Source organism: Streptomyces sp. NRRL B-24085 (assembly GCF_001282115.1).
Classification (GTDB): Bacteria; Actinomycetota; Actinomycetes; order Streptomycetales; family Streptomycetaceae; genus Streptomyces.
In genome coordinates this window covers 1-21,408 of sequence record NZ_LJBR01000002.1, presented here as the reverse complement: position 1 = coordinate 21,408, position 21,408 = coordinate 1, and the positions used below count along the sequence as shown (strand labels likewise).

Here is a 21,408-nt window from a genome sequence, read left to right as displayed (position 1 = left end):
CTGCACCGGCTGCCCCTGCCCCTGCTGAGCCTTCTCCAGAAACCGCAGCAGTTCGACGGGAAACGGCAGCACCAGCGTCGAGTTCTTCTCCGCCGCCACCGCCACCACCGTCTGCAACAGCCGCAGTTGCAGCGCGGCGGGCTGCTCGGACATCTCCCTGGCCGCCTCGGCCAGCTTCTTCGACGCCTGGAGCTCCGCGTCCGCGTTGATGACCCGGGCCCGCCGCTCCCGGTCCGCCTCGGCCTGCCGGGCCATGGACCGCTTCATGGTCTCGGGCAGGGAGACGTCCTTGATCTCGACCCGGTCGATCGTGACCCCCCACTCCACCGCGGGACTGTCGATCATCAGCTCCAGTCCCTGGTTGAGCTTCTCGCGGTTGGACAGCAGATCGTCCAGCTCGCTCTTGCCGATGATCGACCGCAGCGAGGTCTGCGCCATCTGCGCGACGGCGAACCGGTAGTCCTCGACCCGCACGACCGCCTCGGCCGGCGACGTCACCTTGAAGTAGACGACGGCGTCCACCCGCACCGTGACGTTGTCCCGGGTGATGCCCTCCTGTCCGGGCACCGGCATGGTCACGATCTGCATGTTGACCTTCCGGAGCTTGTCGATGCCCGGAACGATCATCGTGAATCCCGGCCCGCGCACTTCCGGCAGGAGCTTTCCGAGGCGGAAGACCACGCCCCGCTCGTACTGCTTGACGACCCGCGCGGCCGCCATCACGTACACCGCTCCGGCGGACACGAGCGTCACGCCCGCCGCCACCAGCTCCTCGACCATCGCGACCCCCAGGGTCCGAACCAGGCGCTCAAGGTGAGTACTTCGACGGTAACTCCGCTGTGTACACAAAGGGAGACGGAGGACACGGGTGGACCACGGCATCAGGACACCTGACGGCCGACACCTGACGGCCGACACCGCCCGGGACGTGGTGGAACCGGCCGGCGGCCTCGGGCTCGGGGCGCCGCTTCCCGGTGCCCGCCCTGTCCCGCGGCGCCCCGCCCCCTCTGACCTGCGCCGCGCCGCTGCCCTGGTGCACCCGGCCGGTCCTGCCGTGGCACGGCTCCCGGGACACGCCCTCCTGGGCTGACCCCGTCGTGAACACGACGAACCCCCGTACGGCGGATGCGTACGGGGGCTCGCCGGGTGCCGGCTGTGCTGCCGGCCGTGGCCGGGGCTAGAAGACGCTGACGCCGTAGGCGCTCAGGGCCTCGGTGACCGGCTGGAAGAAGGTCGTGCCGCCGGAGGAGCAGTTGCCGCTGCCGCCGGAGGTCAGACCGTAGGCGATACCGCTGTTGGAGTAGAGCGGGCCGCCGGAGTCGCCGGGCTCGGCGCACACCGTGGTCTGGATCATGCCGTAGACGACGTCGCCGCCGCCGTAGTTGACGGTCGCGTTCAGGGCGGTGACCCGACCGCTGTGCGTGCCGGTGGTGGAACCGCGGCGGTAGACCGTGGTGCCCACGCTCGGGGTGGCGGCGCTGGTGATGTCGACGCTGCCGACGGTGCCGGAGATCGACGAGGTCGGGTAGCTGGACGAGTACCGGACGAGCCCGTAGTCGTTGGTCGGGAAGCTGGAGCCCGCTGTCGAACCGAGCGTGGTGGTGTGCCCGGAGTTCGACCACCAGGTGCCCGCGCCGTCGGTGCAGTGACCGGCGGTCAGGAAGTAGTAGATGCTGCCGCTGCGGACGTTGAAGCCGAGGGAGCAGCGCCAGCTACTCGCATAGATGGCGTCGCCGCCGGAGATCAGCTTGTTGAACTTGCCCGGGGTCCGCTTGATCGTGAGCGCGTCGGCGTTGCTGCCCGCCTGCTCCTTGATCTTGGCGATCTCGGCCTGCGAGACCGTGCTGTCGACGGTGACGACGACACGGTTGGTCTTGCTGTCGACGGCCCAGGCGGTGCCCGGGATGTCGGCCTTGAGCACCGAACTGCTGGCGCTCTTGAGTTCGGCCGTGCTGAACGGGGTCGCAGCAGTCGCGTTCGCGCTGGGGACCGCGATCGCGGCCGCGGCCACGAGGCCGGTGGTACCGGCGATCAGCCGGGTCCGTCTCGCAATGCCGCTGCGGGGGTTGGTGCGCTTGATCCTCACGTTTCGTTCCCTCCAAGGGAAGTCGGGGGCCCGCGTGGGGTCGGGGCCCGTGAGGCGCAGTCAGCAGCACGAGTGTCCGGTTTACGAACACGCCGTGCTCCTGACAAGCGCTGAGGGGGAGTATTCGGCCGAACGGACGGTCGGCGCAAGGGCGCCTTTCGGCCGTCAACCTTTGGAAGATCTTTGAGTTTCAGCGGGAACCGCAACGCCCCCGAGTACGTCCCGCTCCCCTGCCGCGACGGTGACTTCCGGGGCTCTCGGCGGAGGCGGAAGGCCGCAGAAGCAATGGTCGGCGAGGGGCTGGGGCATCAGCGGCGCCCGGTCGACGCCGACCTTCGTCAGGCGGTCGGCGGCCGGCACAGGACGGGTACGGAAACGGAATCCGCGGTTGCCGTCACGGCTCGCCGGATCGCCGAAAACAGACCCCGGCAGTTGCCCCCGCACGGCGCCTCCGACGGCGCCGGCCGCCCGGGAGAGAGCGGCCCGGAGGCATCCCCTCGCGCCTCACGAGGCTCTCCCGTGTCCGGCACCCTGCCGGGCGGGTCCGGCGAGGCCCAGGTGCTCACGGAGCGTGCTGCCCGGATAGAAGGTGCGGAACAGTCCGCGGTGCTGGAGCACCGCCACTGTGCCGTTGACGAGCCGTTCCAGGTCGCGCGGCGATTCGGCGGGCGTGAGGTGGAAGCCGTCGACGACGCCCTCGCCGTGCCAGGTGGCGATCAGTTCCGCGAGGTCGACGGGGCCGCCCCGGTACAGCGGCCCCCGTGCGCTCTGGCGGGGGCCGCCTCCGCCGTGGCCCGGCTCGGCCGCGTGCTCGCCGTCCCCGAGGTCGACGAGAAGACCGGCCAGGACCCGCGGCTCCTCGGGACGACGCCCGAACTCAGCCGCCTCAGCACGGAGTTGATCCCGTACGACGGCTGCCTGCGCGGCACTCACGGCACGGACGATGGCCACGTCGGCGTACCGGGCGGCGGCCCTGCGGGCGGGCTCGTCGGTGGCGTCCACCACGCGGACCGGCCGGCCGCGCGGAGGTCCCGGCAAGGGGAGCCGCGGCGCCTTGCCGGAGGAGGACACGCCCCGGAAGTCGACGCGGTGCCGCCCGACCCGGTCCTCGAAGGGGGCGGCCGGCATCCCGGCGCCGTCCATCCGGCGGTCCCCCGACTCCACTCCCGCGTAGGCGACTTCACCCGTCTCCTGAGACAGCGCGCCGACCGGCCCGGTCCGCCGACGGCCCGGAGGACGCGCCTCGCCCCCGGCGGTCGTGACGTCGGTCCACCAGCCGGCCCGGCCCCCGCTGACCCGGTCGAGGACCGCGACGCCGGCAGGTAGGTGGAAGGGCTCGGTGTGCGGGGTCGCGACGGGCACCAGGCCGATCCGGTCGGTGGCGGCCGCGACGCGGGACAGCACCGAGAGCGCGTCGAGGCCGGGCCGGGCGAAGGTGTCGTCCAGGGTCACGAAGTCGAGCCCGCCGCGTTCGGCGAGCCGTGCCGCCTCGACACAGGAACGCTCGTCGTACGACGAGGACAGATCGAGGGCGGCGGCCAGGTGCACCAGCCCCCGGCCGGACAAGGAAGCCATGTGGGGTAAATCCTTTCGGGAAAGGGAGAATCCGGCCCGCCGTGCCCGGAAGCGGCCACCGGCACGGCGACCGGCAGCCGGATCGCTCAGCGCGCCGCCGCGAACGGAAGCGGCCACCGGCACGCGGACCGGCAGCCGGATCGTTCAGCGCACCTCGGAGAGCACGGTCGAGGACCTCGGCCCATCGGCCGTGGGGTCGGCCCGCCCCGCGAGGAACCGCAGCACGGCCCGCGCGGTCGCGTCGTTCTGCCGGAAGGCGGGGCCGCCGGTGCGGGGCCGGGTGAAGGCGCCCGGGGTACGGCCGTCGGTGTGCGGCCCGAGCGCGAAGCGCCGGGGGTGCGGCCGGCCGGACCGGTCCAGGAGCCGCCCGTCGGCACGGTCCACGCGCAGCAGCCCGTCCGGGGTCTCGCCCACGCCCTCGGCGTGCAACCCGCGCAGCAGTGGATCCAGGGCCCGCCGGACGGTCGGTTCGGGCAGCCGTGCCTCCACCAGCGCCCGCGCCTCGACCGAGCGGCCCGGCACGGTCGGGCTCGACGCCCGGAACACCCCGTCCTCGGCGCGGACCTCCATGTCCGCCCCGACGAACCTGAGCACCCCGGCCCTGGACAGCGCGAGCAACTGCCGCAGCCGGGGCCCGGGCGGCCCGGAGGCGAGGTAGCTGAAGAAGCCGTGCCACCAGCCGCCGATGTCCCCGAGCCGGACCAGTTGCCCGTAGACGGAGAGCAGTCCGAGGAACACGGCCAGGTCCGGGCTGTACCGCCGGTCATGGCGACGCCTCAGGTCACTCTCGACATACTCCCGCAGCCCGTCCTGGAGCTCCTCGTGCGTCGCGTACCGCACGCCCTCCAGCGGCCGGTCGAGCGCGGCGAGGTCGAGCCGGTCGCGGGGGTCGGGCACGGCGGAGGCCACCAGCGCCTCGCGTTCGACGGTGTCCTCGGCGGCCGCGTACTTCTCGTCGAAGTCGGCCCAGGACATCGCGGTCCGCTCCGGGTGGACGGTGAACAGCCGGTGGTAGTGCGCGAATCCGAGCTCCTTCTCCACCAGCGGCCACACGTCCCGCCGGAAGTCGAAGCCGTCCGGCCGGGCGAGCAGTCCGTCGATCTGGGCCGGCCCCAGGAAGCGGGGCAGCGGCGGCCGCTCGCCGGTCCAGTCGTAGCCGATCTTCGAGTGGTACGGCACTCCCCGCCGCGATCCGACGTGGAGCACGGGTTCCCGCCCCGACGGCACGTACGTGTCCCCGTCGTACCGTCCGCCCCGGCCCTCGGTGAGCAGGGCCATCAGGTCGACGAAGGCGAGCCCGAACCCGCGCACCAGGACCGGTTCGCCGGGCGCGAGGGCGGACAGGTCGCTGTCGGCGGTGAAGTCGGGCGGCAGGTGGACGAGGCCGTGGGTGCGGGCGTACTCCGCCAACTCCTTCTGTTCGGCGTCGGGTTCGGCGTCGAGGTGGCCCAGGGTGAGGACGACCAGGTCGGCGAGGAGCGGGCGCGGGCGGCCCTCCAGCCAGACCCGCTGGTGTCCGTCGCGCGGTCCGCTCACCCGCACGGCGCGCCGCGGATGGTGGTGGACGCGGACGGACGGCGGCAGCGCGGCCACCGCCTGCTCGTGCACCCAGCGCAGGTACGCGCCCTGGAGCTGCCGGTCGGCGAAGGTGCGGCCGTCGATGCCGGCCCACTCGTGCAGGGTGGGGCCGGGGCGCACGGGTCCGGCCATGTCCACCGTCTCGTCGGTGAACATGGTGACGTCCTCGGCGTGCGAGTTCATCCACAGCAGCGGTGACTGCGCCGCGCGCCAGATGCGTCCGGCGCCGGGCGGGTGCGGGTCCACCAGGTGCAGGTCGAGGCCCGCACCGTCGTACAGTTCGGGCGCGTTGGCGGCGATCCGCTCGATGAGGCCGGTGCCCCGCGGCCCGGCTCCGACGATCACCAGCGAGCGCCTCATCGGGTGCGCTCCGAGCCGGGGATCAGCCGGTACGGATGCTCGTGCGGTGCGCGCCCGTGGGCGGCGGGGGTGGTGGCAAGGGTGTGGGAGGGCATGCGTGGGCTCCGTGGCATCGAGTCGGTCGAACTCGGATCGGTGCCTTCACACGCGTACGCCTGACACGGCCGAGCCCCTCAGCAGGGCCGCATCCGCCGAGACTACGGGGCCGTTTCCCCGGACTGTCAAGGCTGTCCACACTGTGGGCGGTACGTCTCAAGTCAGTTGACGCGACACCGAATGCCTGTTCCACTTGCCCCATGCATCCGCAGCAGTGGCTGGTCAAGCGCTCCCACATCGACCTCGGTCGCGTGTGGTCCTCTTCCTGTTGAGCTGACCCACTGCGCGCCCCGCGTCCGCGGGGCGCCTTTCGCGTTCTCCTTCTCCGCCTTCACGCACACCCCCGCCTTCACACGCGCCCACCCCTCACCCGGCGTTTCTCATTTCCCAGAAGTCCGCTTCACCGCGCGCATGTGCGCCTGAGCGACCGTCAGAAGCGGTACCCGTCAACGGACGGCGACGGCCCGGCGAATCCGGGAACGGCGATTCCCCGTGCTCGGCACGGCGTTGAGCAGCGGATTCATCCCGGGCGTGGCGTTCACCCGTACGCCCCGCGCCTCACCCGTACGCCGTGAAGAATCATATTTCACTCACAGTCAGCAGCCGTATGGGACGCGACCCTTGGGGTACCTGGGCTCTCGACGTATTCGCTGTGCACCAGTACCGTCACAAACCCCCCGCGCGGCGGCTATCCACTTGGCGCGCGATCCGCATCATGGATGACCATAGGGATACAGAAGCAAGAGAAACCGCTGTGAGAGGAGGCGTCCATGGGATCGGTGCGCAAGGCGAGTGCCTGGCTGGGCCTCGTTGACGACAACGATGACGAGCGTTACTACGACGACGACGGATACTCCGAAGGGACCGAGCCCGGGGATGCCTGGGTCACCGACCCCCGGGTCAAGGTGGCCTCGGACGTCGCCGAGGAGAAGGGCCGTCGCATCGGCACGGTGACCCCGGACAGCTTCCGGGACGCCCGCGCCATCGGCGAACTGTTCCGCGACGGCGTGCCCGTCATCATGAACCTCACCGCGATGGAGGCCGGTGACGCCAAGCGCGTCGTCGACTTCGCGGCCGGGCTGATCTTCGGACTGCGCGGTTCCATCGAGCGCGTGTCCACCCGGGTGTTCCTGCTGACCCCCGCCAACACGGAGATCGTGAACGGCGACCCGGCCGCGCACCGCACGGACGGCTTCTTCAACCAGAGCTGAGGCAGGGCCGCTCACCGGCCCTGCCCCCAGCAGGGTTCACCGGAAGGCATCCAGTCCGGTGAGCGCCTTGCCCAGCACGAGCTGGTGCATCTCGACGGTGCCCTCGTAGGTGAGCACCGACTCGAGGTTCGTCGCGTGCCGCATCACGGGGTATTCGAGGGAGATCCCGTTGGCACCGAGGATCGTCCGCGCCGTACGGCAGATCTCGATGGCCTCGCGGACGTTGTTGAGCTTGCCGAAGCTGACCTGCTCGGGACGCAGGCGGCCGGCGTCCATGCGCCGCCCCAGATGGTGGGCGAGCAGAATCCCCTTGTGCAGTTCGACCGCCATGTCGGCGAGTTTGGCCTGGATGAGCTGGAAGCCCCCGATCGGCCTCCCGAACTGCTCCCGCGTCTTCGCGTAGTCGACGGCGGTCTCGAAACACGACCGCGCCGCCCCCATCGCGCCCCACACGATCCCGTACCGGGCGTGCGAGAGACAGCTCAGCGGCCCCTTGAGCCCGGCGACCTCGGGCAGCACCGCGTCGGCGGGCAGCCGTACGTCGTCCATGACCAGTTCGCTGGTGACGCTGGCCCGCAGCGACCACTTGTGCTTGATCTCCGGCGCCGAGAAACCCGGCGTGCCGGTCGGCACCACGAAACCGCGGATCCCGTCGTCGGTCTGCGCCCACACCACGGCGACCCCGGCGACCGACCCGTTGGTGATCCACATCTTGCGCCCGTTCAGGACCCAGTCCGTGCCGTCCTTCTTGGCATAGGTCCGCATGGAGGCGGGGTCGGAGCCGTGGTCGGGTTCGGTGAGCCCGAAGCAGCCGATCACCTCACCGGCGGCCATGCGCGGCAGCCAGTTCTGCTTCTGCTCCTCGCTGCCGAACCGGTGGATCGCGTACATGGCGAGCGAGCCCTGCACGGAGACGAGCGAGCGGATCCCGGAGTCGGCGGCCTCCAGCTCCAGACAGGCGAGTCCGTACTGCACGGCGGAGGCGCCGGCGCAGCCGTACCCGCTGAGCGACATCCCGAGGGCGCCGATCTCCCCGAGTTCCCGGGCGAGTTCCCTGATCTCCGGCAGCTCGCCCTTCTCGAACCAGTCGGCGACCCGGGGCAGCACGCGGTCGGCGGCCCAGGTCCGCACGGTCTCCCGGATCGCCAGGTCCTCCGGCTCCAGCAGGTCGTCGAGGCCGAGAGGGTCGGCGGGGTCGAACGGGGGCATGGCACATCCTCCGGCAGACGAACGGCTCGAAACTAGCAGCGCTAATTAAGCTGCGCGGCCGACGTTACAGCGCGGTCCCCCGCACAGCCAGACACCGTCAGGCCGAGACGCGTGACTCCGCGACTTCCCTGGGCGCCGGCAGCTCCACGGCCGCCGGGGCCTCCCCGCACTGCATCGTGCGCGGCAGCCGCAGCGCCATCACCGCGCCCAGCAGCAACAACCCGGCACTCACCAGCAAGGTCACGTGCAAGCCGTGCACGAAGGAGTCCTGGGCGGCCCGGCGCAGGGCCACACCCGCGGATCCGCCGAGGCGTCCGGCGACCTCGTAGGCCTCACCCAGGGAGTGACCGGCCGACCTGGACGCGGACTCCGGCACCCCGGGCACGCCCGAGAGTCCGGGCGTGTACGCCGCGTTCATCACGCTGCCGAGCAGCGCGATCCCGATGCCGGCGCCGAGCTGGTACGAGGTCTCGCCGATCGCCGCGGCCCCGCCCGCCTGCTCCGGCGGCGCCTCGCTGAGCATCGACTCGTACGCCCCGAAGAGCGTCGTCTCCAGTCCGAACCCGAGCAGCACGAACCCGGCCACCAGCAGGCCCGTGTTGTCCGCGTCGCCCATCGCGGTGAGCAGCAGCACGGCCAGGGCCGTGAGGCAGAACCCGGCGCTGACCATCCGGCGCGGCCCGAACCTGCGCAGCAGCCGCGCCCCGGCCAGCCCCGCCGCCATCGCGGCGATCGTCAGCGGCAGCAGCCGCAGACCGGTCTCCAGCGGGGACAGGTCGAGCACCAGTTGCAGGTACTGGGCCGCGATCAGTTCGAGCCCGACCAGTGCGAGCATCGCCAGGACGATGCAGCCGACCGAGGTGCTGAACGCGGGGCGCGCGAACATCCGCAGGTCCACCAGGGGATGCGTGAGCCGCCGCTGCCGCCGTACGAAGAGGACGAACAGGGCGGCGCCCACGGCCAGCGGGATCGCGGTGAACGCGTCGAGGTCCCCGCCGCCGAGCCGCTTGACGCCGAGCACGAGGGCGAACAGCCCGGCGGCGGCCGTCAGCGCGCCGACCACGTCCCAGGGGCCCTCCCGGCTGCCCTTCGACTCGGGCAGCAGCAGTCGGCCCACCGGCAGGCTGACCAGCATCAACGGGATGTTGACGAGAAAGACCGAGCCCCACCAGAAGTGCTCCAGCAGGAAGCCGCCGAGCAGCGGTCCGACGGCCGCGCCGACGGCGGCGACCGCGCTCCAGATGCCGATCGCGAGCGCCCGCTCACGCCGGTCGGGGAAGACCTGGCGGAGGATGGACAGCGTCGCGGGCATGATCATCGCGCCGCCGACGCCGAGCAGCGCCCGCGCGAGGATCAGTACCTGGGCGGTGTCCGCGACGGCGGCCACACCGGAGGCGACGCCGAAGAGGGCGTAGCCGAGGAGGAGGACTCTCCGGCGGCCCACGCGGTCGCCGAGCGTGCCGAAGAGGATCAGCAGCGAGGCGCAGACGAGCGGATAGACGTCGACGATCCAGAGCAGTTCTATCGCGCCGGGCTTGAGGTCCTCGGTGACGGCGGGCACCGCCACGTGCAGCACGGTCGCGTCGAGGGCGACCAGGAGCAGGCTCACGCAGAGGACCACCAGGACGACCCAGCGGTTTGCACCGGCCCCGGCCGCCCGACGGCGCAGCGCATCGGCGGCCGTGGTCGTCCCGGACATGTACGTACCTCCCAGATGTTCCCTCGCGTTCGGCGGGCACACGGGGTGGGGACTCCCCATGCTCTCGGCCGGAGAGGAGCGGTGGTCTCCGGCCCGCGCAGCGAACGGCGGGTGACACGTCAGCGTACGCGAGTTCACGCTCAGGCCCAGTGGCGGACCTCTCACACTTCGGACGGAACACGTGTGGCGTGCGCCACTTTCACCGCCTGTCGCCACGGCCCGGCGGACGGGCGGGTGCGGCGGCCGGTCGATAATCGGACCCGTGACCGATCTTGGAACGCGCACCGAACCGGCCCTGCGCCGAGCCGCCCCGGCGCTGCTCGGCTACGCGGCCGTCCGCGCCCTGGGCCTGCTCGCGCTGGCCCTGTGGAGCGCCGCGCGCGACAAGAGCGCGTACACCCTGCTGACCGCCCGCTGGGACGCCCTCTGGTACACGAGGGTCGCCGAGCTGGGTTACGGCTACGAGGTGCGGCTGCCCAACGGCGACGTGCACTCCAACCTGGCCTTCTTCCCCCTCCTCCCGTGGCTGGAACGGCTGCTGTCGGCGACGACCCCGCTGTCGTACGCCGACGCGGGCTTCACGGTCTCGCTGCTCGCGTCCCTGGCCGCGGCCTGGGGGATCTTCGCGGTCGCGGACCATGTGTACGGCCGTCGGGCGGGCGTCTGCGCTGCCCTGCTGTACGCGGTCCTGCCCGTCGGGATCGTCCAGTCGATGGCGTACAGCGAGTCGCTGTTCACGGCCTTGGCGGCCTGGTCGCTGTACGCGGTGCTGACCGGCCGCTGGGTGACGGCGGGCCTGACGGCCTGTCTGGCGGGCCTGACCCGTCCGGTGGGTCTCGCGGTGGTCGCGGCGGTGTGGGCTGCGGGCGTCGCCGCGTTCCTGCGGGACCGACGGGCCCTCGACGCGGGCGCCGCTCCCACGGTCACCGCGTCCACCCCGTCCGCCCCGGCCCGCCGCGTCCTGGGCATGGCCCTCGCCTCCCTCGGCACCGCCGCCTACGTGCTGTGGGTGGGGCACCGCACCGGCCGGGGCCCGCTCGGCTATCTCGACGTGCAGGCGGGCTGGCGCAACGGATTCGACGGCGGGTACGCCTTCGCCCGCTTCGTCGCCGACAAGTTCACGTCGTTCCCCTCGGCTCTGGCGGGAGCCGGCCTGATCGTCGGTGTCGGGCTCGTGGTGTGGCTGTACGTCGTCTGCGCACGGCAGGGCCAGCCGCTGCCCCTCCTGGTGTACGCCGGGGTCGTCACCGCGCTCGCCCTGTGCGCGTCGAGCTACTTCGGCTCGAAACCGCGCCTGCTGATGCCCGCCTTCCCCCTGCTGTTCCCCCTCGCCCTGGCCCTCGCCCGGGCACGGACCCGCAGGTCAGCCACGATCGTCGCCCTGGTCGCCCTGGCGTCCGCGCTGTACGGCGCCTTCTGGCTGAACGGCTCCGGTCCGCCATGATCCACTCCGGGCGTCGATGAGCGCGCGGAGAATTCCGCCCCATGATTCGGTGAACGAATTCATAAGGGCCATAAAACCGCCACCCGGAATGATCAAAAGAATTGAAGGGCGCAGCCGCCCGCCTTTGCGGAATCCCTGGAAATAGGCCCCCACCTGAGAGGAATCCCACATCACATCGTCATCACAAAGCCGCTGATTCGCCGGGGAACAGAGCTCACTCGCTGTAACGTCGATTGGGTGCGTACCGAACGAAACCCCACCCGTCTGGACCGGGTGTTCGCCAGGCTGGACCGTGAGCCGGAACGGCCGGCCCACCTCAGCGTGCCTCGGGCGAGCCGCCACCGGACCGTCCTCGTGGTCGCCGCCCTGGCGTTCTACCTGGCGATCGTGTGGCTGGTGGTGACCACCTCGTGGCTGGTCCGCCTCGACTGGCAGGTCATGTTCTTCCGGCCGTACCAGCAGTGGGCCTCCATCCACTGGTTCGTCGACTACTACGTGGTGCTGGGCCAGCGCGGCCCGACCGCGGTGATGGTCGCGGCCTGGCTGGGCTGGCGCTCCTGGCGGCAGCACACCCTGCGCCCGCTGCTGACCCTGGGCACCTCGCTGCTGCTGCTGAACATCACGGTGGGCGCCGCCAAGTACGGCATGGGACGGCTCGGACCGCACTACGCGACCGTCATCGGCTCCAACGAGATGGGCCTGGGCGGCGATATATTTCCCAGCGGCCACACCGCCAACGCCGTGGTGACCTGGGGAATCCTGGCGTATCTGGCCTCCACCCCGAGAGCCCGCCGCTGGCTGTCCGCGATCTCCGCGGTGACCTCGCTGGGCGTCGGCATGGCCACCGTCTACCTCGGTACGCACTGGCTGAGCGACGTCCTGCTGGGTTGGGTCGCCGGTCTGCTGATCCTGCTCGCGCTGCCCTGGTTCGAGCCGCTGATCGCCCGCACCGAGGACTACGCCTTCGACCTGCGCGACCGCTGGCGGTCCCGCGGCGGCGCGAAGGCCCCGGCCCCGGTCACCCCCGTCACCGCGCCCGCCCGCCTCAAGCCGCTCACGGCCCCGCAGAACGAGACGGCGGCCCGCGAGGCCACCGCCCCGGCGCGCGGCCCCAGGTCACCCGCCTATCTGTCGCCGGGCCCGCACAGCGCCCGCTCGGAGCGCACCCCGGTCACCCCGGCCGGCAGCCGCCGCCCGCCGCACCCGGACCGGATCGTGCGCGGTACGGCGTCCCCGGCCACCCGGCCGGTGACCGGCGGCTGACCCGCCTCACGACCGTCGGGGCCGGTACGCACCGCCGCCCCGGGCACGACAGGGCCCCGGCTCCCCCACAGGGAACCGGGGCCCGTGTCATGCGTTCAGCCCTTCCAGGCCCGTGCCACGCGACCGTCCTTGACCTCGAAGTTCAGCCGGCCCGCGCGGTACTCCATCGTGATGATCGCCCCCGGCGGCAGCGACCGGACCGTGGACCAGCCCCGCTCACGCGCGATCCGCTCGGCGGAGTCGGAGTCGAGGCCGACGTAGGTGTCCGGGCTGTCCTGGGGTTCGGCGGGCGGTGTCGGAATGGATGCCATACGGCCACGCTAGGCCCTGCCCGGCGGCCACGGAAGTCCGGGTCCCGCCCGCCCCCTGTCACGCTTGTGTCACAGGATGCCGTCACCCGTTTCCCTCGCGCTGCGTCACACGGACGGGCGTTTCCCCAGCCCTTCCACGCGTATTCGAACGCAATTCCCGCGCGTCGTACGACTTCCGCCAATGCGCCTCGGGAAGGCTTGTCCGAGGACTGTCCAGGACCCGTTTTCCCACCGATTCCGGACAGGCCCACGACGGTCAGTCGCGCATAGGAAATACACGGTTCCGCCACAGAACCCCCTTACGCCCTCTGTTGCCGCGCACGACAGCGCGAGCATCATGGCGTGAGCCGAGCGAAGGGGCGAGCGATGGGGACGCAGACCGTGCAGGCCACGGCACGACCCGTGCGGACCAAGCGGCACGGGCGGCTGATCGTGGACTGGCTGACGACGACCGACCACAAGAAGATCGGTCACCTCTATCTGATCACATCATTCGTGTTCTTCCTGGTCGGCGGGGTCATGGCGCTGCTGATGCGCGCGGAACTCGCCCGGCCGGGGCTGCAGATCGTGGACAACCAGCAGTTCAACCAGCTCTTCACGATGCACGGCACGGTCATGCTGCTGCTGTTCGCGACCCCCAGCTTCGCCGGCTTCGCCAACGAGCTGATGCCGCTGCAGATCGGCGCCCCGGACGTGGCCTTCCCCCGGCTGAACATGCTGTCGTACTGGCTGTTCCTGTTCGGCGGCCTGATCGTGACGGGGTCGCTGCTCGTGCCGTCCGGCCCCGCCGCCTTCGGCTGGTTCGCCTACGCGCCGCTGAACAACTCCGCGCACTCCCCCGGGGTGGGCCCCGACCTGTGGATCATGGGCCTCGCGCTGGCCGGCTTCGGCACGATCCTCGGCGCGGTCAACTTCATCACCACGATCATCGGGATGCGCGCGCCCGGCATGACCATGTTCCGGATGCCGATCTTCACCTGGAACACGCTGTTCACGTCGATCCTGATCCTGCTGGCGTTCCCGGTCCTCGCGGCCGCGCTGCTGGTCCTGGAGGCCGACCGGCGCTTCGGCTCACAGGTGTTCGAGGCCGACAACGGCGGGGCGCTGCTGTGGCAGCACCTGTTCTGGTTCTTCGGTCATCCCGAGGTGTACATCATCGCGCTGCCGTTCTTCGGGATCATCACGGAGATCATCCCGGTCTTCAGCCGCAAGCCGATCTTCGGCTACCTGACGCTGGTCGCGGCGACGATGTCGATCACCGGACTGTCGATCGTGGTGTGGGCGCACCACATGTTCGTCACCGGCGCGGTGCTGCTGCCGTTCTTCTCCTTCATGAGCTTCCTGATCGCCGTCCCGACGGGCGTGAAGTTCTTCAACTGGACCGGGACCATGATCAAGGGCTCGCTGTCCTTCGAGACGCCGATGCTGTGGGCCACCGGCTTCCTGGTGACATTCCTGTTCGGCGGTCTGACCGGGGTGCTGCTGGCCTCGCCGCCGCTGGACTTCCACGTCTCGGACACCTACTTCGTGGTGGCGCACTTCCACTACGTCGTGTTCGGCACAGTCGTCTTCGCGATCTTCGGCGGGCTGTACTTCTGGTGGCCGAAGTTCACCGGGAAGATGCTCGACGAGCGGCTCGGCAAGATCCAGTTCTGGACGCTGTTCGTCGGCTTCCACACCACGTTCCTGGTCCAGCACTGGCTGGGCGCCGAGGGCATGCCCCGCCGCTACGCCGACTACCTCGCGGCCGACGGCTTCACGGCCCTGAACACCATCTCGACGATCGGCGCGTTCCTGCTCGGCGCCTCGACGCTGCCGTTCCTCTACAACGTGTGGAAGACGGCCAGGTACGGCGTGCCGGTGGAGACCGACGACCCCTGGGGCTTCGGCCGTTCCCTGGAGTGGGCCACCTCCTGCCCGCCGCCCCGCCACAACTTCGTCACGCTGCCGAAGATCCGCTCCGAGTCCCCGGCGTTCGACCTGCACCATCCGGAGTACGCGGCGCTGGCTCCGCAGCCCGAGCCGAAGAGCGAGCAAGCGAGCGAGCGAGGCGGTCGTGAGCCGTCCTGATCGCCTCGGTCAGCTCGGCCGGCTCCAGCACCTCGAAGTCGAAGCCCGTCATCATCACGTGGATCACCATCACGTCGAGGCTCGACGCCCCGGTGCGCAGGATGCAGCTGTCGGGCCCCTCCGCCTCCAGCACGCCGGCGCTCGGTGAGATCCGCTCGGCGGCCCGCTCCTCGGACACCAGCAGCCGCACGACCGCGTGCGAGGCGTACGCGCGCGTGGAGACACCCCGCGAGACGTAGGCGGCGAGGTCCTCGGCGGGCGGGGTGCGCGGTGCGAACCGCGGGCCGTGCGGCGGCTTCGGGGTGATCCGGTCGACGCGGAAGGTCCGCCAGTCGTCCCGGTCCAGGTCCCAGGCGACCAGGTACCAGCGCCGCTCGCTGCACACCAGGCGGTGCGGTTCGACGCTCCGGCGGCTCGGCGTGCCGCCGTGGTCGGCGTACTCGAAGCGCAGGCGCTCGGCGTCCCGGCACAGGTGGGCGAGCTCGGTGAGGACGCCGGGGTCGACGGCATCCGGTTGCGGGCCGCGGAGCATCGGCACCGTGAAGGCGTTCAGGGCGCCCACCCGCCGGCGCAGCCGACCCGGCAGGACCTGCTCCAGCTTGGCGAGGGCCCGCACCGAGGTCTCGCCGATGCCCTCGATGCCCTGGCCCGCGGCCGTGCGCAGGCCGACGGCGACCGCGACTGCCTCGTCGTCGTCGAGCAGCAGCGGGGGCAGTTCCGCGCCCGCGCCGAGCTGGTAGCCGCCGCCGGTGCCGGGGCTGGCGTTGACCGGATAGCCGAGCTCGCGCAGCCGGTCCACGTCCCTGCGGACAGTGCGCGGGGTGACGCCGAGGCGGTCGGCGAGGTCGGGGCCGGACCATTCGCGGTGGGCCTGCAGGAGCGAGAGCAGGCGCAGGAGTCGTGCCGAGGTCTCCAACATGGTGCCGAGTCTGCCAGCCATTGCGGACAGTGGCTGTCCGCAAGCCCTCCTACCTTGGGCTCATGGCAGACAACAGCGCGACCGCAGAGAACCGTGACAGCCGTGAGACCGGTCAGATCCGTCCCTTCCGGATCGACATCCCGCAGGCGCAGCTCGACGACCTGCACACCCGCCTGGACCTCACCCGCTGGCCGGACGAACTCCCGGACGCGGGCTGGGAGTACGGCGCATCCCTGCCCTACCTCCGCGACCTCGCCGGCTACTGGCGGGGCGCCTACGACTGGCGCAAGCACGAGGCCGCCCTGAACGAACTCCCGCAGTTCGTCACCGGGATCGACGGCGCCCAGGTGCACTTCCTGCACATCCGCTCGTCCCGTCCGGACGCCCTGCCGCTGATCCTGACGCACGGCTGGCCGGGGTCGGTCGTGGAGTTCCTCGGGGTGATCGGCCCGCTGAGCGAGGACTTCCACCTGGTGATCCCGTCCATCCCGGGCTTCGGCTTCTCCGGCCCCACCCGCGAGAAGGGCTGGAACGTCAACCGGGTCGCCCGCGCGTGGGCGGAGCTGATGCGCAGGCTCGGCTACGAGCGCTACGGCGCCCAGGGCGGCGACATGGGCGCGCTTATCTCCCCCGCGCTCGCCCGGATCGCGCCGGAGTCGGTCGTCGGCGTCCATGTGAACGCCGCCTCCGTCGGCTTCATCCCGCTCGGCCCGGTCGATGAGGAGGCCCGCACGGGACTGACCGAACGCGAGCTGAGGAGCCTCGCGAGCATCGCCGACTTCACCACGGACGGCTTCGGCTACAACGCCCTCCAGTCGACCCGCCCGCAGACCCTCTCCTACGGCCTCACCGACTCGCCGGTCGGCCAACTGGCCTGGATCATGGAGAAGTTCCAGGCGTGGACGCACTCCTCGGCCGTGCTGCCGGAGGACGCGGTCGACCGGGACACCCTCCTGACGAACGTGATGCTGTACTGGCTGACCGGCACGGCGGGTTCCGCGGCTCGCATGTACTACGAGAACAGCCATGTGCCGGACTGGTTCCCGACGTCGAGCTCGGGGGTGCCGACCGCGGTGGCCAACTTCGCCGAGGACGTGGCGATCCGCCGCTGGGCCGAGCAGGCCAACACCGTCGTCCGCTGGACGGAGTTCGACCGCGGCGGCCACTTCGCCGCCCTGGAGGTGCCCGAGCTGCTGGCCGCTGACGTCAGGGAGTTCTTCGGCTCACCGCGGTGACGGGCGGGAACTCACTGCCGGTACGGCAGTTGCGGAACGTCGAAGCACGTGCGGTCCATGTCGCCCTGGGAGACCCAGCCCCGGCCGTCCTGCCAGCGGGCCACCGAGAGGCACGTCCTGCGGGACCTCGGCGGCTCGGCCAGGCGTTCGAACCGGACGGGGACGAGCAGGCCCTGCGCGGTGTAGTCCTGGCTGCGGTCCATGTAGGCGTCGACACACGCGCGCGTGACGCCTTGCGGCGCACACGACTTCGCGGCGTCGGTGAACCACATGGCGGCCGCCCAGCCCTCCAACTGCCACTGGGAGTGCGTCTCCAGGCCCTTCGTGGCGTCCCTGAACTCCCGTACGGCCGCGTTCCCGGTGTCCGCGTAGTTGCGGCTTGATCCGGTGGCCCACAGGGCGTTGCGGCAGCGCGGGGCGTCCTTGTAGTCGTCCTGGACGGTGGACGTCCAGGACTGCACGTTGGTGACCTTGGCGGTGACCTCGACGCCGGCCGCGTCCATCGCCTCGCACAGTTGGGCGTTGCCATGGCTGTCGACGGCGTCGAAGACCAGGTCGGCGCCCTGCTCCTTCAGGTCGGCCGCCACGGCACGGAAGTTGGGCAGCGCGAAGTCGACCTGCTCGGTGACGACCTTGTAGCCCTCGGCCCGCAGCCCCTGCTCGACGAGCCGGGCGTAGGCGGCGGACGCGGCCTGGTTGTAGGAGACGACGGCGGCCGTACGGGCCCCGTGCTCGCGTTTGAAGTAGCGGTAGACCTCGGTGCCGCCGTACTGATTCCCGTCCCAGCCGGTCGTGCCGTCGCGGGGCGCGAGGCTGCCGTAGATGCCGTAGAGGTGCGGCCAGGTGTCGTAGGCGGCACCGATGGGCTGGCCGCCGATGTCGGGCACGCGCGCGTGGGAGACGCGGGAGGCGCCCGCGTAGTCGAGGACGGTGGTGGCGACCAGGGCGACCACCTTGTCCTCGTCGATCAGCTTGTGCACACAGGTGTTGTTGCCGACCCCGCTGCCGCCGTCGTCGCACTCGCGCACCTCGACGCGGCGGCCGTCGACGCCTCCGCGCGCGTTGAGCCGCTCGAAATACGCCTTGGCGCCGTCGCGCGGGCCGGTGAAGGCGCTGCCACCGACCGGGCTGGTGGCGCTGGTGACGATGCCGACGCGGATCGGTGTGCGGTCCCGGGCGGGGGCCGTCCGCTCGCGGTGCTCGAAGTCGCTCTCCGGCAGCCTGCTGCCGCACGCCGTGACGAGCGCGAGCAGCAGGACCGCGAGGGCGGCCTCAGCAGCCCGGAAGAGCCGACGCGGTGGCATTGCCGCTCAACTGGACCAGCGCACAGAGGGTGTTGACCGAGACCTTCCAGGTGCCGTCCTGTTCGACCGCCGTCCCGGAGGCGTCCGGCAGGGCCGTGGCGCCGTTGAGCATCAGGGTGTACGTCACGTCGGCCGCGGTCGCCCCGGTGAACGCGACCTTGGTGACCTTCGCCTGCACCTGTCCTCCGCGCTGGTCACCACTGAAGGCCTGGAGCACCGGGCCCATCTCGTCGCCGTTCTCCAGGACGGCCTGCTTGTCCTCGGTGGAGGTCTTCGGGTCGAAGAACTTCTCCCAGTTCGTCTTGATCTCGCGCTGGGCGGCGGCCGTGTCAGCCGGTCCGCTCGGCGACGGTGCCGCGGACGGCGTGGTCCGCTCCACGGACGGCGTCGGCGGCGGGCTCTCGCTGCCGCCGCCGCTGTCGTCGCTGCACGCCGTGAGGGCCACGGCGAGGGCGAAGCCCACCGCCACCAGCCCCCGGCTGCCGTTCCCCCACGTGCGGTCGCTCCCGAGAACCATCTGGCTCACCACCGGGTGTCGGTCCGGGCCACGTGCGCCCGGTGCTTTCAGGGTCAGCTTCAAGAAGGCATAGTGCAAGCGATTGGCTTACATGGACAGGCATGCGACATGTGGGAGCCAGAGATGCGGACAGCCCGACTGCGGACCGTGCACCCCGTCCTCTGGGCGGGCTGGGCCGCGCTCGCCGCGGGCGCGGTGCTGTGCGTCCTCGGCTGGTACGGCGTCTCGGGCGAGCGTTTCGCCGAGCGGCAGGTGCCCTACCTCGCCTCCTGCACGGTGCCCGGGGCCGCGCTGATCGTCGCCGGGGCGGTGCTCCTCACCCACGGCCGGGGCGCGCTCGCCGCCGCACGCGTGGAGGAGCTGTACCGCCTCCTGGTCGCCGAGGAGCCCACCGGGGCCGAGGGGGAGCCCGGTACGGCGGCCGGCGCGCCCCTGGCGGTCAGCGGGGACCTGCTGATGGTGCCCGGCGGCACCCTCTGGCACCGCGCGGACTGTCCGCTGGTCGCCGGGAAGGCGGAGGCGGTCCCGGTGGACGCCAAGCTGCTGACCGGCGGTGAGCTGGGCCCCTGCCCGATCTGCGAGCCGGTCGAGGAAACCGACTGATGTCGTCGCTGACCTACGACCTGACCCTCGCCGGGTTGTCGGTCGGCGCCGCGGCCGCGCTCACCGGGATCGGCCTGATCGTGACGTACCGGGCGACCGGGGTGCTGAACTTCGCGCACGGGGCGGTCGCGATGGTGTGCGCGTACGTGCTGCGGCAGTGCGTGGTGGAGTGGGGCTGGCCGCTGTGGGCCGGGGCGGCGGCGACCCTGCTGGTCCTGGCACCGGCCCTGGGCGTGCTGCTGGAGCGTTTCGTCTTCCGGCCCCTGGCGGTCCTGGGCGGCGATCCGGCCCAGACCCTGGTGGCCTCGCTCGGCGTCTTCGTGCTGCTGGTGGGCGGGGCCGCGCTGCTGTGGGGCCAGGGCGCCCGGGACGACGCCCCGGAACTGGTGCCGGCGGACCCGTGGGGGCAGCTCGCGGTGGTCCTGGCCCTGGCCGCGGGCGTCGGGGGTGTGATCCGCTGGACGCGCTTCGGGCGGGAGCTGCGGGCCGTCGTGAACGACCGCGGGCTGGCCGTGCTCGGCGGGATCGACGCCGACCGGGTGGCGGCGGCCGGCTGGGCGTTCGGGTCGTTCACGGCGGGCCTGACGGGCGTGCTGCTGGCCCCCTACGTCCGCCTGGACCCGTACGGGCTGCCGCTGCTCGTCATGGAGGTGGTGGCCGTAGCGGTGGCCGCACGGATGCGCAGCCTGCCGGTGGCGGTGCTGGCGGCGCTGGCCATCGGGGTCGCGCAGAGCCAGCTGACCCGGCTGCACCCCTCGGGCCGGGCCGAGCCGCTGCTCCAGGCGGTGGGCGCGAACCTGTTCGTCGTGGCCCTCCTCGTCGCGGCCCTGGCCCTGCCCGGCGTCGGCACCCGGGACGCGCTCCCGCGGACGGCCACCGCGCGCGTGTCCACGCCGCCGGGCGCGTGGATCGTCGCGGCGGTGCTGTTCCTGCTCCCGCTGGGCTTCGCGGGCTCGGACCTGCACACGTCGGTCCAGGTCCCGGCGCTGGGTGTGGTGCTGCTCTCCCTGGTGGTCGTGACCGGCAGGGGCGGCCAGATCTCCCTTGGCCAGGCGGCCTACGCCGGCCTGGGCGCCCTGTTCACGGCCCTGCTGGCGGCGGGCCGCTTCCCGGGCCTGCCCCGCCTGCCGGAACTGGCCGCGCTGGCGACGGCGGTCGTCCTGGTGGCCCCCCTCGGCCTGCTGACGGGCTGGCCGGCGATCACCCGCCGGGGTCTCGCGCTGGCCCTCGCGACCTTCGCGGTCGGCGTCGGGGTGAGCCGCTTCGTCTTCGCCCAGCCGTACGCCACCTCCGGCCTGTCCCTGGACCGCCCCTACGGCTTCGACGGCGACCGCGCGTACTACGTCCTGGAGCTGGCCCTGCTCGCGCTCGCCCTGCTGGCGACCCGCGCGCTGCGCAGGGGCCGCACGGGCCGGGCCCTGGCCGCCCTGCGCGACCACGAGTCCGGGGCCTCGGCCGCGGGCGTCCGGGTCCCCGCCCTGAAGCTGCTCGCCTTCGTGGCGGGTGCCGCGCTGGCCGCCCTGGGCGGCGGCATGCTCGGCATGGGCCTGCGCGCCTTCGACCCCACCGCCTACGACCCCGTCCGCGGCCTCCTCTGGTTCGCCGCGGTGGTCGTCCTGGGCGCCGACAGCACCCTGGGCGCCCTGGCGGCCGCGGCTCTGCTGGTCGGCCTGGACGCGGGGGCGCGGGGCGGGGTCGCGGCGGCGCTGATCGGCGTGCTGGCGGTCCTGGTGGGCCGCTTTCCCGGAGGACCGTACGAGGCGGTACGAGCACTGGCGACGCGGCTGATGCCGACCGGCCCGACGGTCCTCACCCCTCTGGGAGCCAGGGTGAGACAACACCTCCACAGACCACCCCTCAGCGCCCCCACACATGGGCCGACACCCGCACCCGCACCCGCACCCGCACCCGCACCCGCACCCGCACCC

General features: G+C 71.9%; 16 protein-coding genes and 1 pseudogene. 7 read left to right on the top strand and 10 right to left on the bottom strand.

Features of this window, described 5'->3' with window-relative positions:
• The 4 genes from AOJ26_RS00190 to AOJ26_RS00175 form a co-directional block, all read right to left on the bottom strand.
• Positions 1–780, bottom strand: a 780-nt coding sequence (locus tag AOJ26_RS00190; RefSeq protein WP_053846068.1) for a slipin family protein, incomplete at its 3' end; no start/stop codon positions are given.
• Between the two features lie 397 nt (positions 781–1,177).
• The gene (locus AOJ26_RS00185) at positions 1,178–2,086 is read right to left on the bottom strand and encodes a S1 family peptidase (protein ID WP_053846067.1); all 909 of its coding nucleotides are present in this window, start codon (positions 2,084–2,086) and stop codon (positions 1,178–1,180) included.
• Between the two features lie 504 nt (positions 2,087–2,590).
• On the bottom strand, positions 2,591–3,661 hold the full coding sequence (locus tag AOJ26_RS00180; RefSeq protein WP_053846066.1) for an LLM class flavin-dependent oxidoreductase: 1,071 nt from the start codon (positions 3,659–3,661) through the stop codon (positions 2,591–2,593).
• Between the two features lie 144 nt (positions 3,662–3,805).
• The gene (locus AOJ26_RS00175) at positions 3,806–5,599 is read right to left on the bottom strand and encodes an FAD/NAD(P)-binding protein (RefSeq protein ID WP_053846065.1); all 1,794 of its coding nucleotides are present in this window, start codon (positions 5,597–5,599) and stop codon (positions 3,806–3,808) included.
• 866 nt (positions 5,600–6,465) lie between these two features.
• Between AOJ26_RS00175 and AOJ26_RS00170 the strand changes: the two genes are divergently transcribed.
• Positions 6,466–6,906: a cell division protein SepF gene (locus tag AOJ26_RS00170; RefSeq protein WP_037715589.1), complete on the top strand. Its 441-nt coding sequence runs from the start codon at positions 6,466–6,468 to the stop codon at positions 6,904–6,906.
• A gap of 36 nt (positions 6,907–6,942) precedes the next feature.
• On the opposite strand, the gene AOJ26_RS00165 is transcribed toward AOJ26_RS00170, so the two are convergent.
• Positions 6,943–8,115, bottom strand: coding sequence for an acyl-CoA dehydrogenase family protein (locus tag AOJ26_RS00165; protein ID WP_053846064.1), 1,173 nt, complete (start codon positions 8,113–8,115; stop codon positions 6,943–6,945).
• A 97-nt stretch (positions 8,116–8,212) separates the two neighbouring features.
• The gene (locus tag AOJ26_RS00160) at positions 8,213–9,814 is read right to left on the bottom strand and encodes an MFS transporter (RefSeq protein WP_053846063.1); all 1,602 of its coding nucleotides are present in this window, start codon (positions 9,812–9,814) and stop codon (positions 8,213–8,215) included.
• Positions 9,815–10,076: 262 nt separating this feature from the next.
• Between AOJ26_RS00160 and AOJ26_RS00155 the strand changes: the two genes are divergently transcribed.
• Positions 10,077–11,258 (top strand): mannosyltransferase family protein, encoded by a 1,182-nt coding sequence (locus AOJ26_RS00155; protein WP_053846062.1) that lies wholly within the window; start codon positions 10,077–10,079, stop codon positions 11,256–11,258.
• A 237-nt stretch (positions 11,259–11,495) separates the two neighbouring features.
• Positions 11,496–12,521 carry a phosphatase PAP2 family protein gene (locus AOJ26_RS00150; RefSeq protein WP_053846061.1) on the top strand — a complete coding sequence of 342 codons (1,026 nt, stop codon included), beginning with the start codon at positions 11,496–11,498 and terminating at the stop codon, positions 12,519–12,521.
• 95 nt (positions 12,522–12,616) lie between these two features.
• Here AOJ26_RS00150 and AOJ26_RS00145 read toward each other — a convergent pair whose 3' ends face one another.
• On the bottom strand, positions 12,617–12,832 hold the full coding sequence (locus tag AOJ26_RS00145) for an I78 family peptidase inhibitor (protein WP_053846060.1): 216 nt from the start codon (positions 12,830–12,832) through the stop codon (positions 12,617–12,619).
• A 366-nt stretch (positions 12,833–13,198) separates the two neighbouring features.
• Here AOJ26_RS00145 and ctaD point away from each other — a divergent pair.
• Positions 13,199–14,725: pseudogene (gene ctaD, locus AOJ26_RS00140) on the top strand (cytochrome c oxidase subunit I); the annotation flags it as partial.
• A 46-nt stretch (positions 14,726–14,771) separates the two neighbouring features.
• On the opposite strand, the gene AOJ26_RS41345 reads toward ctaD, so the two are convergent.
• Entirely contained in the window at positions 14,772–15,821 is a 1,050-nt protein-coding gene (locus tag AOJ26_RS41345; protein WP_078959666.1) for a helix-turn-helix transcriptional regulator, read from the bottom strand.
• Between the two features lie 62 nt (positions 15,822–15,883).
• On the opposite strand from AOJ26_RS41345, the gene AOJ26_RS00135 reads away from it, so the two are divergent.
• Complete coding sequence (locus AOJ26_RS00135) at positions 15,884–17,056, top strand: epoxide hydrolase family protein (protein WP_053846058.1); 1,173 nt, start codon at positions 15,884–15,886, stop codon at positions 17,054–17,056.
• 11 nt (positions 17,057–17,067) lie between these two features.
• On the opposite strand, the gene AOJ26_RS00130 is transcribed toward AOJ26_RS00135, so the two are convergent.
• Both AOJ26_RS00130 and AOJ26_RS00125 read right to left on the bottom strand, forming a co-directional pair.
• Positions 17,068–18,360 carry an ABC transporter substrate-binding protein gene (locus AOJ26_RS00130; protein WP_053846057.1) on the bottom strand — a complete coding sequence of 431 codons (1,293 nt, stop codon included), beginning with the start codon at positions 18,358–18,360 and terminating at the stop codon, positions 17,068–17,070.
• Positions 18,329–18,877: a hypothetical protein gene (locus tag AOJ26_RS00125; RefSeq protein WP_053846069.1), complete on the bottom strand. Its 549-nt coding sequence runs from the start codon at positions 18,875–18,877 to the stop codon at positions 18,329–18,331. Before AOJ26_RS00125 ends, AOJ26_RS00130 begins: the two co-directional genes overlap by 32 nt.
• 123 nt (positions 18,878–19,000) lie before the next feature.
• Here AOJ26_RS00125 and AOJ26_RS00120 point away from each other — a divergent pair, with 123 nt between their 5' ends.
• Positions 19,001–19,480, top strand: a complete 480-nt coding sequence (locus AOJ26_RS00120) for a hypothetical protein (protein ID WP_053846056.1) — start codon at positions 19,001–19,003, stop codon at positions 19,478–19,480.
• Positions 19,480–21,408: ABC transporter permease subunit (locus tag AOJ26_RS00115; RefSeq protein WP_053846055.1), on the top strand; the 1,929-nt coding region annotated here is incomplete at its 3' end. The genes AOJ26_RS00120 and AOJ26_RS00115, both read left to right, overlap by 1 nt.

Excerpts from the sequence above, each read along its gene's own strand:
- AOJ26_RS00180 (WP_053846066.1), bottom strand. The coding sequence starts at position 3,661 with ATGGCTTCCTTGTCCGGCCGGGGGCTGGTGCACCTGGCCGCCGCCCTC.
- AOJ26_RS00175 (WP_053846065.1), bottom strand. The coding sequence starts at position 5,599 with ATGAGGCGCTCGCTGGTGATCGTCGGAGCCGGGCCGCGGGGCACCGGC.
- AOJ26_RS00170 (WP_037715589.1), top strand. The coding sequence starts at position 6,466 with ATGGGATCGGTGCGCAAGGCGAGTGCCTGGCTGGGCCTCGTTGACGAC.
- AOJ26_RS00165 (WP_053846064.1), bottom strand. The coding sequence starts at position 8,115 with ATGCCCCCGTTCGACCCCGCCGACCCTCTCGGCCTCGACGACCTGCTG.
- AOJ26_RS00160 (WP_053846063.1), bottom strand. The coding sequence starts at position 9,814 with ATGTCCGGGACGACCACGGCCGCCGATGCGCTGCGCCGTCGGGCGGCC.
- AOJ26_RS00145 (WP_053846060.1), bottom strand. The coding sequence starts at position 12,832 with ATGGCATCCATTCCGACACCGCCCGCCGAACCCCAGGACAGCCCGGAC.
- AOJ26_RS41345 (WP_078959666.1), bottom strand. The coding sequence starts at position 15,821 with ATGTTGGAGACCTCGGCACGACTCCTGCGCCTGCTCTCGCTCCTGCAG.
- AOJ26_RS00135 (WP_053846058.1), top strand. The coding sequence starts at position 15,884 with ATGGCAGACAACAGCGCGACCGCAGAGAACCGTGACAGCCGTGAGACC.
- AOJ26_RS00130 (WP_053846057.1), bottom strand. The coding sequence starts at position 18,360 with ATGCCACCGCGTCGGCTCTTCCGGGCTGCTGAGGCCGCCCTCGCGGTC.
- AOJ26_RS00125 (WP_053846069.1), bottom strand. The coding sequence starts at position 18,877 with ATGGTTCTCGGGAGCGACCGCACGTGGGGGAACGGCAGCCGGGGGCTG.
- AOJ26_RS00120 (WP_053846056.1), top strand. The coding sequence starts at position 19,001 with ATGCGGACAGCCCGACTGCGGACCGTGCACCCCGTCCTCTGGGCGGGC.